At 30.6% G+C, this 16,565-nt stretch carries 16 protein-coding genes and 1 pseudogene; 12 read left to right on the top strand and 5 right to left on the bottom strand.

Translation table 11 applies throughout. The annotated features are described in order from the left end of the window. On the bottom strand, nucleotides 1-644 hold a 644-nt coding region (locus BOW55_RS05625), incomplete at its 3' end, for a hypothetical protein (RefSeq protein WP_164975003.1). Between the two features lie 140 nt (nucleotides 645-784). Then, entirely contained in the window at nucleotides 785-961 is a 177-nt protein-coding gene (locus BOW55_RS05620) for a twin-arginine translocase TatA/TatE family subunit (RefSeq protein WP_089053528.1), read from the bottom strand. Nucleotides 962-1,170: 209 nt separating this feature from the next. Here BOW55_RS05620 and BOW55_RS05615 point away from each other — a divergent pair, with 209 nt between their 5' ends. From BOW55_RS05615 to BOW55_RS05580, 8 genes are all read left to right on the top strand, one after another. Further along, nucleotides 1,171-1,671 (top strand): peptidase, encoded by a 501-nt coding sequence (locus BOW55_RS05615; RefSeq protein ID WP_129023340.1) that lies wholly within the window; start codon nucleotides 1,171-1,173, stop codon nucleotides 1,669-1,671. Between the two features lie 12 nt (nucleotides 1,672-1,683). Continuing rightward, nucleotides 1,684-3,168, top strand: coding sequence for a GH3 auxin-responsive promoter family protein (locus BOW55_RS05610; RefSeq protein ID WP_129023339.1), 1,485 nt, complete (start codon nucleotides 1,684-1,686; stop codon nucleotides 3,166-3,168). An 18-nt stretch (nucleotides 3,169-3,186) separates the two neighbouring features. Next, nucleotides 3,187-3,540, top strand: coding sequence for a DUF2185 domain-containing protein (locus tag BOW55_RS05605; protein WP_129023338.1), 354 nt, complete (start codon nucleotides 3,187-3,189; stop codon nucleotides 3,538-3,540). Between the two features lie 102 nt (nucleotides 3,541-3,642). After that, nucleotides 3,643-5,322 carry a hypothetical protein gene (locus tag BOW55_RS05600; protein WP_129023337.1) on the top strand — a complete coding sequence of 560 codons (1,680 nt, stop codon included), beginning with the start codon at nucleotides 3,643-3,645 and terminating at the stop codon, nucleotides 5,320-5,322. A gap of 9 nt (nucleotides 5,323-5,331) precedes the next feature. Further along, complete coding sequence (locus BOW55_RS05595) at nucleotides 5,332-6,318, top strand: hypothetical protein (RefSeq protein WP_129023336.1); 987 nt, start codon at nucleotides 5,332-5,334, stop codon at nucleotides 6,316-6,318. A gap of 7 nt (nucleotides 6,319-6,325) precedes the next feature. Continuing rightward, entirely contained in the window at nucleotides 6,326-7,630 is a 1,305-nt protein-coding gene (locus BOW55_RS05590) for an MATE family efflux transporter (protein ID WP_129023335.1), read from the top strand. A 337-nt stretch (nucleotides 7,631-7,967) separates the two neighbouring features. After that, nucleotides 7,968-8,060, top strand: a complete 93-nt coding sequence (locus BOW55_RS21655; protein ID WP_371414510.1) for a hypothetical protein — start codon at nucleotides 7,968-7,970, stop codon at nucleotides 8,058-8,060. A 683-nt stretch (nucleotides 8,061-8,743) separates the two neighbouring features. Continuing rightward, on the top strand, nucleotides 8,744-9,982 hold the full coding sequence (locus BOW55_RS05580) for an O-antigen ligase (RefSeq protein ID WP_241686486.1): 1,239 nt from the start codon (nucleotides 8,744-8,746) through the stop codon (nucleotides 9,980-9,982). On the opposite strand, the gene BOW55_RS05575 is transcribed toward BOW55_RS05580, so the two are convergent. After that, complete coding sequence (locus BOW55_RS05575; protein ID WP_129023332.1) at nucleotides 9,951-11,027, bottom strand: glycosyltransferase; 1,077 nt, start codon at nucleotides 11,025-11,027, stop codon at nucleotides 9,951-9,953. The genes BOW55_RS05580 and BOW55_RS05575 overlap by 32 nt on opposite strands. Nucleotides 11,028-11,199: 172 nt before the next feature. Between BOW55_RS05575 and BOW55_RS05570 the strand changes: the two genes are divergently transcribed. The 4 genes from BOW55_RS05570 to BOW55_RS05560 all read left to right on the top strand — a co-directional run bounded on the left by BOW55_RS05570 (nucleotide 11,200) and on the right by BOW55_RS05560 (nucleotide 14,383). After that, the gene (locus tag BOW55_RS05570) at nucleotides 11,200-12,183 is read left to right on the top strand and encodes a UDP-glucuronic acid decarboxylase family protein (protein WP_089053537.1); all 984 of its coding nucleotides are present in this window, start codon (nucleotides 11,200-11,202) and stop codon (nucleotides 12,181-12,183) included. A gap of 63 nt (nucleotides 12,184-12,246) precedes the next feature. Beyond that, entirely contained in the window at nucleotides 12,247-12,966 is a 720-nt protein-coding gene (locus BOW55_RS21260) for a nucleoside-diphosphate sugar epimerase/dehydratase (protein ID WP_241686485.1), read from the top strand. A gap of 128 nt (nucleotides 12,967-13,094) precedes the next feature. Next, complete coding sequence (locus BOW55_RS21255) at nucleotides 13,095-13,616, top strand: sugar transferase (RefSeq protein WP_241686484.1); 522 nt, start codon at nucleotides 13,095-13,097, stop codon at nucleotides 13,614-13,616. Further along, on the top strand, nucleotides 13,616-14,383 hold the full coding sequence (locus BOW55_RS05560) for a glycosyltransferase family 2 protein (protein ID WP_129023331.1): 768 nt from the start codon (nucleotides 13,616-13,618) through the stop codon (nucleotides 14,381-14,383). The genes BOW55_RS21255 and BOW55_RS05560 overlap by 1 nt, the downstream gene beginning before the upstream one ends. Nucleotides 14,384-14,647: 264 nt before the next feature. On the opposite strand, the gene BOW55_RS05555 is transcribed toward BOW55_RS05560, so the two are convergent. Both BOW55_RS05555 and BOW55_RS05550 read right to left on the bottom strand, forming a co-directional pair. Continuing rightward, the gene (locus BOW55_RS05555) at nucleotides 14,648-15,169 is read right to left on the bottom strand and encodes an ORF6N domain-containing protein (RefSeq protein WP_129023330.1); all 522 of its coding nucleotides are present in this window, start codon (nucleotides 15,167-15,169) and stop codon (nucleotides 14,648-14,650) included. A gap of 43 nt (nucleotides 15,170-15,212) precedes the next feature. After that, a pseudogene (locus BOW55_RS05550) lies at nucleotides 15,213-16,522 on the bottom strand (phenylacetate--CoA ligase family protein). Nucleotides 16,523-16,565: the final 43 nt, after the last annotated feature.

Below are 16,565 nucleotides of genomic sequence, written 5' to 3'. Positions count from 1 at the left end.
CAAATCTTCGGCGAAGTCTTTTTTAAGCCTTTATTTGTAAAATCCTTAATAAATCCAAATTTTATTTTATTTAAAATTTCCACTAATTTTTCGTAAGCAGAAGTATTTTTTAGAAAATGGTTAGAATTTTCTTTATCTTCCCAAAAAAGACCTGAATTTAATTTTTTTGCATTAAAAAAAAGTTTTAAAGGTTTTAGCTTTTCTTCTACGTCAAAAGGACTTTCTTTAATTAAGCAATTCTGATTAGAAATTTGATTATCAATTACTTTAACCGATTCTTTTGTGTCAAATAATTGTATGGAACCTTTGTTTATTACAACTATTAATGCGACTTGATTGCTACTATATACATTTCTATGAATCTCAGCAATTTTCTTTTTATCATAAGTTCCGTTTGAATTATCATAAAAATATACCTGAGGAACGCAAAAACGGTTGTCATCGTAATACTTAAAGTACACAGCATCCGATTCAAGGATTTCTGCAAATTCCAATGCTATGTAATGTTTTGGATGGAGATTTGAAGGAGGATTTTTTGTAAAAACAATTTCAGGAAAATCATTATCAATAGATGAATCAGAACTAAAAAAATCTAGTTCTTTTAATACATCAACTAAAAAGCCATTTTCTTGAACCTTTCCCATAATACAAAAATAAATTTTTGAAATGAGAAAATCTATAATTAGTTGTTATAATTCTTAACAAAATCCCAATTAGAACAATAAACAAAAAAATCCCAAGCTACAATTTGTAACTTGGGATTTTTTAATAAGGTTGTAAATGCTTATTTAGTTTCTTCCTCTTCTTTTTTAGGCGCTGTTTGATCATCTTTAGCAGCGTTTTTAAATTCTTTAATTCCGCTTCCTAAACCTTTCATTAATTCTGGAATTTTTTTACCTCCAAAAAGTAATATCACAATACCTACTATAACAAGGATTTCTGTAAGACCTAATCTTCCCATGATTGTATAATTAATGCCGAAGCAAATTGATTTTCAAATTCTACCGCAAAGGTATATAGAATATACGAACAACAAGGGTTTTTGGTTTAAAATATTTATTACTTACTGCGTTAAATATTTTATAAAATATTAAAATTGCTGTGTTTGCTCATTTTTGTCAGACAGCAGCAATATGATTAATTACTATATTTGCTTGTATAATTAACCAAATGACTAAGAAAAAATTCAATTTTAGAAAAAATTTGTTCATCAAAAACCGCTTGGTAATCTTGAATGAAGAAACTTTTGAAGAAATTTTTTCATTTAAACTCAACTTAATGAACGTTTTTGTAACGTTTACTTTAGGCGGTATATTTTTAATATTAGTAACCACTTTTATTATTGCTTTTACACCTTTACGCGAATTTATTCCGGGATATTCTTCATCACAATTAAAAAGAAATGCAACAGAACTTGCTATAAAATCAGATTCATTAGAGAGAGCTTTAAGGAAAAATGAAGCTTACATAAAAGGGATTCAAAAGGTGTTGAAAGGAGAATTAGAATATGCAAAATTCAATAAAGATTCTATATTAGCAGATGTTGATGAACCTTCGGACGTAAATATGAAAACAACCGAAGAAGAAATTAAGCTTAGAGAAGAAGTTGCAAAACTGGAGAAGGAGTCTGTTAATTCTAAAGCTGTTAAAAATAAAAAAGAAAAGAAGTAATACTATTAAAAAATGTCTATTAAATCAGTAGCAGCAAAATTATTTGCCAGCAAAATATATCATAAGACACAGGCTTGGGCCAATAAACCGATAGAAACTCAAAATGAAATATTTAAGAGTTTAATCAGTGATGCAAAAGAAACTGTGTTTGGAAAAGACCATCATTTTAAAAAGATAAAAACAGTTGATGATTTTCAAAAGAATGTTCCTGTTCGAGATTACGAAGATTTAAAATTGTATATCGATAGAGTAAAAGAGGGGGAAGAGAATATTCTTTGGAAAGGAAAACCAATTTATTTTGCAAAAACCTCTGGAACAACCTCAGGTGCAAAATACATTCCGCTTACAAAAGAGTCAATGCCATCTCATATAAAAGCCTCTCGAAATGCGATTTTGCATTATATCTATGAAACGGGAAATGCCGATTTTGTTGATGGAAAAATGATTTTCCTGCAGGGAAGTCCAATTTTGGTTGAAAAATACGGAATCAAATTTGGAAGATTATCAGGAATTGGAGCGCACTTTGTACCAAAATATCTGCAGAAAAACCGAATGCCCTCTTGGGAAACCAATTGTATTGAAGATTGGGATACTAAGGTAAATGCAATTGTAGACGAAACAATCAATCAAGATATGACCATAATTTCGGGAATTCCGTCTTGGGTACAAATGTATTTTGAGCGTTTAGAAGAAAAAAGCGGTGGTAAGAAAATAGGAGAGTTATTCAAAAATTTCAATTTATTTATTTACGGCGGAGTTAATTATGAGCCTTATCGTGCTAAGTTCGAAAACATGATTGGCCGCAAAGTAGACAGTATCGAATTGTTTCCAGCTTCTGAAGGATTCTTTGCTTATCAAGATTCTCAAAAACAAAAAGGAATGCTTTTGCTTTTGAATTCGGGAATTTTCTACGAATTTATTAAAGCCGATGAATTTTTTACCGAAAATCCAAAAAGTTATACAATTGGCGAAGTAGAAATGGGGATTAATTATGCCTTAATAGTTTCTACAAATGCCGGACTTTGGCGCTATAATATTGGCGATACCGTTCAGTTTACCTCTTTGTTTCCGCATCGAGTTATTGTTTCAGGACGTATCAAACATTATATTTCTGCTTTTGGAGAACACGTTATTGCCAATGAAGTCGAAAATGCGATGAAAGAAGCAACAGCAGGAACAAATATTGTAATAAACGAATTTACCGTAGCACCTCAAATTACGCCATCAAATGGATTACCGTATCATGAATGGTTTATCGAATTTGAAAATGAACCAGACAATATGGAAACTTTTGCGGAAGCAATTGACGATTCAATGCGAAAACAAAACATTTACTATGATGATTTAATTACTGGAAATGTGTTGCAAAAAGTAGTTATTACCAAAGTTTCGAAAAATGGATTTCAGGAATACATGAAATCGCAGGGGAAATTGGGCGGACAAAATAAAATTCCGAGACTGTCTAATGATAGAAAGATTGCGGATAATTTGAAGTAAGTAAATAATAGTTGTTCTATGAAAAAAAGATTAAATTTAGTAATTCTAATTTCATTTTTTGGATTTGGCAATGCTATTGGACAAATAAAAAAGCATTTTAAGGATGCGCCAAACACTACTGTTTTTACGACCACATTTGTTCTTAAAGAAAAGAAAACTATTACTTATGTTACACATGATGCTGAAGATGGTGCCTGGCAATTTTTTAGTAATGATAAGTTTGAGAGTTTTGAGAAAGTTGCGCAAATTGTTAGTTTGGAACAAATCATAAAAATTGATAAAACTTTATTAGAATTGGCTGATTTGCCTTTAGGATACATAGCTACAAGGAAAAGTCTGAAAGATAAATGGAAAATTGAAAAAGCCGAATAATAATAAGATATTAACTTTAATGGTATTTATAATTACTAATTTCGTTTAATTGAAATACCAAAATAATCTTCTTAATTGAAGATTATTTAAAATAAAAACAGCATGAAAGAAACTAAACATATATCAAGATCAAGAGCTCAGGAATCATCTGCAGCTATAGAAAAAATGTACATTACAATGCGTCACTTATTCAACCGTGGTTTTTATAAACCAATGGGAGTTTCGGGTGATAGTTTAAGAGAATCATTATTAGCTTTACGCCCAGAAATTTATGGGAATATTGCCGAAGAAAAAGTAGAATTAAACGGACTTTTGTACGTTATAGAACGTTTACCAATAGGAATCGAACAATGCAGATTCATCAATTTAACTTCAGATGAAGGTTATTCTAAATCGCATTTTCAGCCCATTGTTCCTCCAAAAAGAAGAAGAAACTGTTATAGAATCGACGAGGAACAAATGAATGTTGAAATCACGCGTGGACGTTCTGATATTTATGATATTCTAACGCATTTGACTTTTATTTTTATCGAATCGCATAAAATTAAAAATAGAGTTTTATTAGACGACGGCGGAGAGGTTTCTCGTGATTGGCTTAAATTAGAACAAGCTGTAATGCAGACTAAAAAGCTGGCGCAGATTGAAAAAGAAAAAGCGATTTCGCACGTTGCAAACATTTTAGGAAGAACTTTTGAAGAGGTTTTAGATATTTATGACGCTTTTGGTTCTGAAAATGCACCTGATCGTTTCTTGCACGTTATTTACTGGTTAGGAAAATTAGCAATCGAAGAAATTGTTGAAAACAATAAACGAACTATTACTTTCAGCCCTGTTTTACGCGAACGTTTAGGACACCATATTCACGGAGAAATTTGGGCAACAAATATCAAAGAAGTTCTAAAAGCAAATGATCTTTTAAAAAGACCAATTCACGTAATTAGTGCAAATATGCACAGTGTAATGAATTCTATTTTTGCGACGCCTTTGTTGAAAACAAAATTTAAAGGAAAAACAGATTTCTTTATTTATGAAGAATTAAGCAACTCAGGCTCAAAAGAAATTAGAGGTCATGTTGAAGAATTGGCTTTGAAAAACGGAATGATTTCACTTCCTGATACTTCGGGAACTAATATTGACGTTCAAATTTTTGATACGGCAAAAATAGACTGGTCAAAAACAGCGTTTTCTGAAGCGAAAATCGACGACGAAAAGCCGGTAATTATTGTAATGGATTATGCTTTTGGCGAGCAGGCTTATGAAACTATCGACGAACTTTTAAAACCATTTAAAAAAGAAACATTACTAAATGTAAAATCAGTTTCTATAATGGGTAAAGCCGGAATTCTTGAAGGCGGAAAAGGCGATATTATGATTCCTACAGCACATATAAATGAAGGAACGGCTGATAATTATTTCTTCGAAAATGAACTAACAGGTGCCATGTTTGAAGGAAACGATATTGCTGTTTTTGAAGGTGCAATGGTTACTGTTTTAGGAACATCTTTGCAAAACAGAGATTTATTGAAATTTTTCCACGAATCGACTTGGGGTGTAATTGGTCTTGAAATGGAAGGATCTTATTACCAAAAAGCGATACAATCTGCTTCAAAAATTAGAAAAAGTGTTCCGCACGATATAAAAGTTCGTTATGCTTATTATGCTTCAGATAATCCATTAGAAACGGGAAGTACTTTGGCTTCTGGCGGACTTGGAACAACAGGGGTAAAACCAACTTATTTAATTACTATTAAAATTTTAGAACAAATTTTCAACGTAAAATAAAAAACGTAAATGAGTACAAAAGCACCCCAAAACAACTCAGATCAGGAAATTGATATTTTTGATTTATCGAAAACAATCAGGAATTTTTTTGATAGAATAAGTGCTTCTATATTTAAATCAATTCAGTTTTTTGTTCGAAACTGGATAATTGTATTGATTTTGGTTGTTCTTGGATTTGGTTTGGGGTGGTTTTTGGATTCAAATAAAAAAACGTTTCAAAATCAGGTTATAGTAACACCTAATTTTGGCAGCGTTGATTACTTATATTCCAAAATAGACTTAATCGAGTCTAAAATTGTTTCTGGAGATACTGTTTTCTTAAAAAAGGTTGTTGGAATTTCGAATCCAAAAGCACTTAAAAAAATTGAAATTAAACCAATCGCCGACGTTTATAAATTTATTGAAGACAAAGAGCAAAACTTTGAACTCATAAAACTAATGGCTGAGGTTGGTGAAGTAAAAAAAGTTTTAGAAGATAATATAACGAGCAAAAATTACACTTTTCATACTATTTCGTTTGTATCAAATAAAGAAACAGATGACAAAGAGATAGTCGCACCATTGATGCAGTATTTAAACAGCTCAGAATATTTTAATGCACTTCAAAAAATAGGATATAAAAATCTAGAGCAGCAAATTGCTAAAAATGATACTATCATCGCTCAAATTGACGATGTTTTAAATGGTTTTTCGAGCACGGTTAAAAATGGACCAAAAAACGATAAATTGGTTTATTACAATGAGAATACACAGCTTAATGATCTAATTAAAACGAAGCAAACTTTAATAGTTGATCAAGGAAGAAACAGATTAAAGTTGGTGAACTACGATAAAGCAATAAAAGAAATTAATACTACATTAAATATAAATATTGTAAAGCTTACAAATGGCAATTTTAAAATTCTGCTTCCCGCAGTCTTTATCCTTCTTTTTATTTTTATTCACTTGTTCAAGAAGTTTTACAACAGTCAGCTTTTAAAATCTCAAATTAAATAACGATGCATTGAAAACGAACAAAATCTTTCAAAGAATTTCGCAAAATGCATTTTTAAAACAAAGTCTTAGTACTTTGTTTTTGAGGATTTTTGGAGTTGTTTTACTTTTTGGATTCACCATATTTCTAACCAAATTTTACAGTCCTAAATTAGTTGGGCAGTATGATTTTGCACGTTCTTTCCTTTTAGCCATCGGAAGCATATGTTTATTAGGTTTCGATCAATCAATTTTATATTTCAAAGGAAGATTGACGGGCACGGGAGGACTTGAACAATTGAAAAAAATATACTTTAAAATGGTTGCAATGCTGTTGGCAACTTCAATTGCAGCAATTGTTATTGTTGCCTTAATTAGTAAGGAACTAATAAACAATTACTTTTCCGATAATGAGGTATATTCTATTTTATTAAAAGGCACTGTAACGTTGTTTTTTTATGGAATTTCGACTTTAAATACAGAGATTTTTAGAGCCTTAGATAAATTGTATACGGCTGAATTGTTTAGAAATATTGTCAAATACGTTCCTTTAATTGCAGGCTCGATACTTTTATTTTATTGGAATAAAGAAACCTATTTGGTAGATGTTTTTTTGATTGGATTTGTTTTACTTTCAATCATTAGCTCAGTGTATGTTTATATTTATTTTAGAGAACTTACAGTCACAGAAAGTAACGATACTTTTTCGCATAAAGAAGTATTCTTAAAATCGTACCCAATTGCTATAAGCGGAATGGCAATGTTTCTTTTAATGAGTTTTGATATTATGTTTTTAAAGAAGTATCGAAATGACGAAACAGTAGCTTTTTATTCCTTTGGGTTTAAAGTAATGACCATCGTTTCGGTAATAATTTTAACGATTAACATTACTGTTTCAGCAAAAATTGCAGAGTTTTTTGCGAAAGATAATAAAGCAGAGCTAAAAAGAATTTTACGAAATAGTGTTCGTTTAATCTTCGGAATCACATTTCCGGTAATAGTTATAATCAGCCTGTGTTCTGAGCATGTATTGTCTTTTTTTGGGCATCAATATGTTGTTGCAAAAGAAGCTTTCTTAATTTTAATAATTGGTCAAGGAGTCTGCTCTGCGTTTGGGTCTGCGCCAGTTTATTTAAATATGACGGGAAGACAGCATATTTTTCAGATTGTTTTAATTGCGGCAGTAGTTATCAACTTTCTTTTAAACCGATTTTTAATTCCGGAGTATGGAATGGTTGGTGGAGCGATTGCATTTGTTTCAAGCTCTATTTTCTGGAATAGTGTTGTAGCTATAATTATTTATCGAAAAGATAAAATAGTGATTTTTTTACATTAAGAAATGACAATTTTTATATGAAAATACAAAAAAGCAAAGCAGCATTTTTACTCATCGCTACAGCCAATCTTGTAGTTGCAGTGGTTGCTTTTTTTATTTTGCCTCCTAAGTTTTTTTATGATGCAGCAATTATTGCATACGATAAAGGAAATGAAATAGGATATATTGGGAGTTATCCAGTTTCGATTTTGTTGTATAAAATTTCTGGACTGCGTTACTTACCCTTTCCAATCATTGCTTTAATCCAGTTTCCTGTTTTAATGTATGTTTTGTATAAAATAGGTATTCCAGATCGTTTTGAAAAACTCAATGTCAAGAACATTCTGGTTTATATGGCATTTTTAATGATTGCCATTTTTGTTTCAATGCCGTCAAAAGAGTTTATAACCTTTTTGTATCTCTCTCCAATCGTTTTTATGTGCTTAAATGAGCAAATTTCGTTGAAAAGAACAATTATATACACAGTACTTTTATTGTTGGTTTTCGGCGTATTTTTCCGTCCCTATTATCTTTTAATTCCAGTTATTGGCGGCGGGATGTATTTAGTAAGCTTAGTGAGTTTTAAAAGTAAAACGATAACAACACTGTTTTATGGATTGTTAATAGCCGTTTTTTTATCTTTTAGTCATGGTGTTTTAAAAGGGAAATACCTTTCAGAAATAAGCCGAGAAGTAGTAAACAATGAACGTATAGGTTCTGCCGATGCCAATTCTATTATTATTTCTCCCATTAAAACAGATACGTGGTATGGAGAAGCTGTTGGGATATTTTACGGATTTTTTACAGTCAATATTCCAATAAACGGTTTAAAACACCTATTATCACCACAAATAATTATATTTATAATCTGGCAGTTATTACTGTTTTACATTTTATTAGTTCGATTTGCAAAATGTTTGGCAGATAGAAAAACATATTCAAAAGAACTTTTAATACTGCTTATTATCTTTTCTTTTTTTATTGTACAAGGAGTTTTCGAGCCCGATTTAGGTACCGCTGTACGACATAAAATGGGTGTTTTTCCACTAATTTACTTTGCATTATACTATGAATCTTTCAGAAAAAAACTTCAATAAAATATTTCATGTTTTTTTATGTCTGATTGCAATTGCAATGATATTCAGAAAACCATGTTCACTGCTTATTATTCTATTTAGTGTTTTTAGTCTGATTTATGTAAAAAAACTAAAATTCAGCAAAACCGCTTTGATTTTGGTTGTTTGTATAGCTTCACCACTTTTGTTAGAATTATTGTTTTTCTGGAATAATGATTCTTTATCCAAAGGTTTAAAAGCGGTTGAAAAGAGTACCTCGCTGCTATTATTTCCAATTTTTATAATTGGTCATTATCAGCGTGTAAGATTTTTAAAATTAGCCGAGACTTATAGTATTGCAACAACAATGATGATGCTGTTTTTTTTAACTAGATTTTATGTGGTTTATCCTGACTTGGTCAATAAATATTTAAGCAGAATCGATCTTTGGGAAATGGGTTATAAATTTGCAGACAGCATAGGTATTCATGCGCCGGCTTTAAATATGCATTTGGCTTTTGTTTCTATTTGTGCATTCTATTTTGTATTTTACAGTTTTCAGAATAAAGAAAAAAGTACTTTTAAAACACTTCGAATCATTGTTTTTTTACTCTCGTTTTTCTTTGTCCTTTTAGTAAATACCAGAATGGCGCTGCTTAACGCTTTGATCGGTTTTTTGGTTGTTTTCATTTTCGAAATAAAATCAAGATTCAGCATAAAAAAAATGATCCTAACAGCAATAGCTGTTTTACTTGTATTAGGCAGTATTTTGTTCGTTTTCATACAGAAAAACCCTTATATGAAAGAGAAATACTCTAATGTAACTTTTGCTTATATGGATAAAGTAGGGAAATTAGATGAAATTGATCATCCAGAAATTTATGCTTTCAATTCATTAGCAACAAGACTTTCAATTTGGAAATCAGCTTGGGAATTATCCGTTAAAAAACTTCCTTTTGGAGTAGGAGCTTCAGATGGAAAACCTGAATTAAATAAATACTTTAAAGCAACCAATCAGCAGTTTTTAGCTAAATATGAATTTCCAACCCACAACCAGTTTTTAGATTTTTTACTGAAATTTGGAATACTTGGCCCCTTAGTCGTAGCATTTTATATTTTTGGTATTGGATATTTAGGATTTGATTTGAAAAACGCGATAGTAATTTCATTTTTCTTCCTGTTTTTTACTTCAAATTTAACTGATGATTTTTTGCTTAGATTTGATGGTATCGCCTTTAGCGGATTTTGGTTTTCGGTTTTTTCAAGTTATTGGCTGCAGCAAAAAACTATTCTTGGTATAGATCAAAAAGCTGTTTAAAGTTTTTATTTTTATCAAAAAGGTCACAACATCTAATTAATGCATTTTCTCCAAAAACAGTTCTTGTTTCTGAATCTTTTAAAACGTTAAAAAAGCTTTTTAATTCATTGATTTCACTAAAAAGAAATCCAGTTTCATTAGGAACAACAATGTCTTTATTGCCAATAATATGGGTTGCAATTACAGGTTTTTGTAACGCCATTGCTTCAAGAACTGCAATAGGCAGACCCTCCCAAAGAGAAGTCTGCAGATAAACATCAATAGAATTTAATGTTTTAAAAACTGTATTTTTATCTAAAATCCAGCCCGTGATTTGAATATTTGGTGCTGTAATCAAATGGTTTAGTTCTCCGTCACCAATCCAGATAAAATTAAAATCAGGAAATTGTAAAGCAATCTCATTAAACAATTTAGGATTTCTAGCCGCAGTTATTCTGCCCAATATACCAATGGTTAGTTTTGTGTTTTGATGAGGTAAAAAGTATTTACGAATTTCATTTATAGCAACACCGTTTCTAATAAGTTTTGAAGGACCAATATTTTTAGCAATTTCAAATTCAGTATCACCGCAGGCAACAATTGTTCCTCCAAATAGGTACTGAAAGTTTTTTTCTATAACAGAATAAAACCTTTTTGTACGATTTGAAATGTCAGTTCTTAAAAAAGCATAGCCATGTGGAGAATAAAAAAGTTTTGTTTTTTTGAATAAGAAAAAAGAAGAAAGTCGTCCTAAAACCCCCGCTTTTGAGGAATGAAGATGAATAATATCAGGATTAATTTTTTTAAGTTCTTGAGTAAGTTTGACTATAGATTTTAAGTCTTTCGCAAGAGAAATTTCCCGAACCATATCGAGGTGTACTAAGTTAATACCTTTAGAGAACTCAGCGTTAACTTTTTGAGTACTTACACCATTTCTATTACTGCTGTAAATAATAGTAGTTTCAATGTTTTCGCTTATTTTTTCATCACCAAAGTAAGCTGACAAATCTTTAAAATAAGTATAAACGCCGCCTTCTAGTGCCTCAACAATATGTACAACTTTCAAAACATTTAGAATTTAGAATCGTAAAAATAGAATAAACCTATTTAATATTGGTGTAAAAAAGCCAAATCTCTTTTTTAGTAAAAATTTCAGCAAATTTAAAAGGCCGGATATTTTATTACATTTGTGCATATTTGCAGCCATTATCAAAAACAAAAGGTTCAATAAAATCATTATGAAAAGAATACTTATTACCGGAGCAGCGGGTTTTTTAGGATCACATTTGTGCGATCGATTTATCAAAGAAGGCTATTTTGTTATAGGAATGGATAATTTGATTACTGGAGATCTTAAAAACATTGAGCATTTATTCAAATTAGAACATTTTGAATTTTACCATCACGACATTACAAAATTTGTTCATATACCAGGCGATTTAGATTATATTTTACATTTTGCATCGCCGGCAAGTCCAATAGATTATTTAAAAATTCCAATCCAGACCTTAAAAGTGGGTTCTTTAGGGACACATAATTTATTAGGATTGGCGAGAGTTAAAAAAGCTAGAATATTAATCGCTTCAACATCTGAAGTATACGGAGATCCATTAGTACATCCGCAAACAGAAGAATATTATGGAAACGTAAATACAATTGGACCAAGAGGTGTTTATGACGAAGCCAAACGTTTTCAGGAATCAATAACAATGGCATATCATACTTTTCACGGTGTTGAAACCAGAATTGTACGTATTTTTAATACTTATGGTCCAAGAATGCGATTGAATGACGGGCGTGTAATTCCTGCTTTTATTGGTCAGGCTTTGCGTGGAGAAGATTTAACGATTTTTGGAGATGGTATGCAGACTCGTTCATTTTGTTATGTGGATGATCAAGTAGAAGGTATTTTTAGATTGCTGCATTCTGATTATGTATATCCCGTAAACATTGGAAATCCAGATGAGATAACAATAAAAGATTTTGCAGAAGAAATTATAAAACTTACCGGAACAAATCAAAAAGTAGTTTATCATCCATTGCCTATAAACGATCCATTGCAGCGTCAGCCAGATACTACCAAAGCTAAAGAATTATTGGGTTGGGAAGCAAAAGTGAGCCGTTCTGAAGGAATGAAAATTACGTATGATTATTTTAGATCACTTTCTAAAGAAGAACTTTCTAAAGAAGAACACAAGGATTTCTCAGGTTATATACGATAATGGTAAACGGAATTATTTTCGAATGCAGTAAATTTTGATAAAAAAAGGATACAGGAATTATTTATGATGGCATTTCACACAGGAAGATATTCAAAATATATTAGGCCAATAAGTATTTTAATCGACCTGACAATGATCTCTGTACTCAGTTTTTTCATTTTTTTTAATGAACTGAGCCCATCAAATATTTGGATTTTAATATTTTATCAAATTATCGCTTGGGGAATAGTTGCTTTTTTTGTTAAATTTTATGATGTATATCGCTTTACAACTCCAGTTGCTATTACATCAAAAATAATCAAACAAGGAATTTTATTTCTCTTGACTGTTATTGCATTTTTTCCATTTTCTAGACAAGCGATTTTTAACGAATCAAAGATTTTTTTGTTTATAATTCTGGTTTTGGTAGTGGTTACCGTTTTTAAATTTGCTTGGTTTTTTTATTTAAAAGAGTATAGAATAATAACTGGCAACAATTATAGGAATGCTGTTATTATTGGATTTACGCCAGAGGCCATTAGTCTTAAAAATCTTTTTGAAACCAGAAAGGACTATGGATATAGATTTTTGGGATATTTTTCAGATATAAATGCAGATCAGAGTATTACTGGAAAATTAGATGCATTAAAGCCATTTGTGATCGAAAATGAAGTCGATGAAATTTACTGTTCTTTAAACGAAGTATCAAATAACAGTTTGAAAGATCTAATTGATTTTGCAGATGAAAATAATAAAACGATAAAGTTTATTCCTGATACAAAGGATGTTTTTTCAAAAATTTAAAGATAGATTACTATGATTTTTTCCAGTACTGTCATTAAAACAAACGATACTTAATGAGCCTGCAGTAAAATTCATGAAGCGTCTGTTTGATGTTTTATTTTCTCTCATAGTAATCGTTTTTTATTGTCATGGCTGATTCCATTATTGGCTATTTTAATCAAATTAGAATCAAAAGGACCTGTTTTTTCAAGCAAGGCAGACCAGGAATAGATGAGAACGAATTTGTATGTTACAAATTACGTTCTATGCACATTAATAAAACAACTGAAAAAGAAGCTTCAAAAGACGATCCTCGTGTAACAAGAATGGGGCGTTTTATGAGAAAAACAAGCATAGACGAATTGCCGCAATTTATAAATGTTCTATTCGGCGATATGTCCGTAGTTGGACCCAGACCTCATTTATGGTCTCAGAATAAAGAATACAGCAGCAAAGTAAAAAAATACATGATTCGCCATTGTGTAAAGCCCGGAATTACTGGTTTAGCACAAGTAAGTGGTTTTAGAGGCGAAATAACGATAGAAAGAGATATGATAAATCGAATAAAGTTTGATGTTTTTTATATTGAAAACTGGTCTTTAATTTTAGATTTAAAAATAATCCTTCAAACTGTTATTAATATTTTTAAAGGCGATCAAAAGGCATATTAATGAATGATTTAGTTTCTATTTTAATGCCAACGTTTAATGCTGAAAAATTCATTAAAGCCGCTATCGAATCAGTTCAAAAGCAAACTTACGAGAACTGGGAAATGATTTTGGTTGATGATGCCTCTACAGATGAAACCGTAAAAATAATTGATGATTTTGCCCAAAAAGACAGCCGAATCAAATTATTCCAACTAGAAACAAATTCAGGAAACGGTTTTGCAAGAAACAAAGCCTTAGAAAAAGCTTCAGGAAAATATATTGCATTTTTAGATGCCGATGATTTATGGCTTTCAACTAAATTAGAAAAGCAAATCCAGTTTTTAAAAGCAAATAATCTACCATTTACATTTAGCTTTTACGATTGTATTGATGACAACGGAAACAATTTAAACAGAAGAGTTCAAACTCCAATACCATTGACATATAAACAACTGTTTTTTTGCAATTACGTTGGAAATTTAACCGCTATTTACGACGCAGATTTTTTTGGAAAAATCAAATTAGAATCTTCTCAAAAAAGACAGGATTGGAGATTGTGGCTTACTATTTTAAAACAAATAAAAACAGCAGAAGCTATTCCAGAATCTTTAGCGTTTTATAGAATTAGAAAGGATTCTATTTCTTCATCGAAATTCAAATTGATCAAACATAACTTTGGTGTTTACAGGGAATTTCATGGGTATAATTTCGTTTTTTCTGTTTTGTTGATGATGAGGTTTTTATTTACTCAATTGATAATCAAACCACAATATATAAGGAAGATTTAAAATTCAACTTGAAGCCGCAAATTGCGACTTCAAGTTTCAAGGTCACAAATTGTGACCTTGAAGAATTTCGCTTAGAATTGGAGGTCGCAATTTGCGACCTCCAATTTTTCCATCTTATTCAAAATATAGCCAATGGTTTCAACCGTGGGAAACGTATTGGAGAAAGATATTGTGTCCAATGGTTGAAACCATTGGCTATATTTTTCGAAAGGTAAAATTGATTTTCGCTAACTCTTTAAGGTCACAATTTGTGACCTTAAAGAATTATTTTTTATATCCAATCTTCACTCTTTCAGATTCATTTTCTTTCTTTTCAGTCAATTCATCTAAATAAGAAAAAACCAATTCAATATTTTTATCATGATTTTCTAACTTCTTCTGGATTTGTAGAATATCAACCTTAATTTCTGTTGTATCCAAAAGCATTTGTCTCACTTTTGTGAAAATCCTCATAATTTGAATATTGGTTTGGATGGCTTTGTCACTTTTTAAAATACTTGAGAGCATTAGAATACCATGTTCAGTAAAAGCAAAAGGAGAGATTCTCGTTCCTCCCCAACTTGAGGTCACAATTTGTGACCTCAAGTTATTAAATTCATTTTGCGATAACTGAAACATAAAATCTTCTGGAAATCTTGAAATATTTCGTTTAACAGATTGTTTTAGAACTTTTGTTTCTACTCCATATAGTGAAGCTAAATGGCTATCCAGCATCACTTTTTGACCACGGATAAAATATATTTTATTAGAAATTGTTTCTTCAGAAAGTAAAGAATGATCTTCCATAAGTTTTTAATTAAAAAAAACAAATGTAAGGTTTTATTTATACTTATAAATAGGATTTAAATTGTTTTAGTTTCCCGCGATTAGTTCTTTCTAAAACAGTTTTTCTTGTAAAAGTGAAGTTTAAATTGGGTTCTAAATATGAATCAATGGCTTCTTGTATTTTTTGAATTTGTTCTGAAATCAATTCTTTTTCAGCAACATAATCAATTTCAAAAGTATCTAATTGCGTTTGTTTAATGATAAATTCTTTTACGTTTCCATCGTCTTCAATAATGCTTTTGGTTATGTAATAAAAGGTCAAACCGGGCGATTTTTTTCCGCTTGAAAGAATTGCAATATCATTTGTTCTGCCAATAAGTTTTTTAAGAATTGGTTTTTGTGGTGTGCTTTTTTCGTCTAAAATTCCAATGTCGCCAATTTCATATCTGATAAAAGGATTGGCTTTATTGAATAAAGAAGTGATCACAATTTTTCCTTCTTCCCCGTAAGGGAGAACTTTATTGTTTTGGTCTAAAATTTCTACAAAAAGTGTTTCGGCATTAATTTGCCATTCGTTTTGAGGATTTTCAAAAGCAATTAAATCCAGTTCAGAAGCGCCATATTCATTGATAATCGGAATTCCGAATTGTTTTTCTAAAAGGATTTTATCTGTCTCAAAAAGCATTTCTGAAGTAACAAAACAAGCTTTTAATGTTGGACAAATCTCTTTTAAAGTAATATTTTTTTGTTCTAGAAATTTAGCAAACAGAACAATTGAACTTGTATAGCCGTTGATGTAATCGAACTTTTTCGATTTGAATTTTTTTAAAAATTTAGTCAAAACATCATCTGATAAATCAAATACTGGGAATCGAACCCGGCGACTCAAAAAATCTTTGAAACGTTCTTTTTGATAGCCAATAAAATCCATCGGAATTCCATAAAAACGTGCTTGATACGAATGATTAAAATCAATGCTAAACCATCCAAAACGCATAATATTTGATGCCCAAGTTAAAGCGTGTGAATATTTATCTTTGGCAAAAATTAAAGGAGTTCCGCTTGATCCTGATGTTTTGTTGAGGTAAATGTTTTTTTTAGAATAGCCTTTTGAAAGTCTTTCTTGCAGCGGCTTTTGAAGATTCTGTTTATTTAAAATCGGTAAATCTTCCCAATTTTTAAAAGTTTTATCTCCAACTAATGCCGCATAAAAAGAGTTGTTTTTTAAGTGAAAATCAACAATTTCTTTCTTTTTTTTTCAAGAAATGAAGCAAATTCTTCTTCAGAAAAACAAACAATTTTGTCCAATTCGGCTTTGGCTTTCTTTATCGGAAAACCATTTAACTGAAGAGAAAGATCAAAAAGGCGAATCATTTTTCTTATAATTTTAGTCAAAAGTAATATTTAGCAATTATGA

The organism is Flavobacterium sp. YO12, from assembly GCF_004119495.1.
In the GTDB taxonomy this organism is placed as follows: domain Bacteria; phylum Bacteroidota; class Bacteroidia; order Flavobacteriales; family Flavobacteriaceae; genus Flavobacterium.
This window is presented reverse-complemented; position numbering and strand designations above follow the sequence as displayed.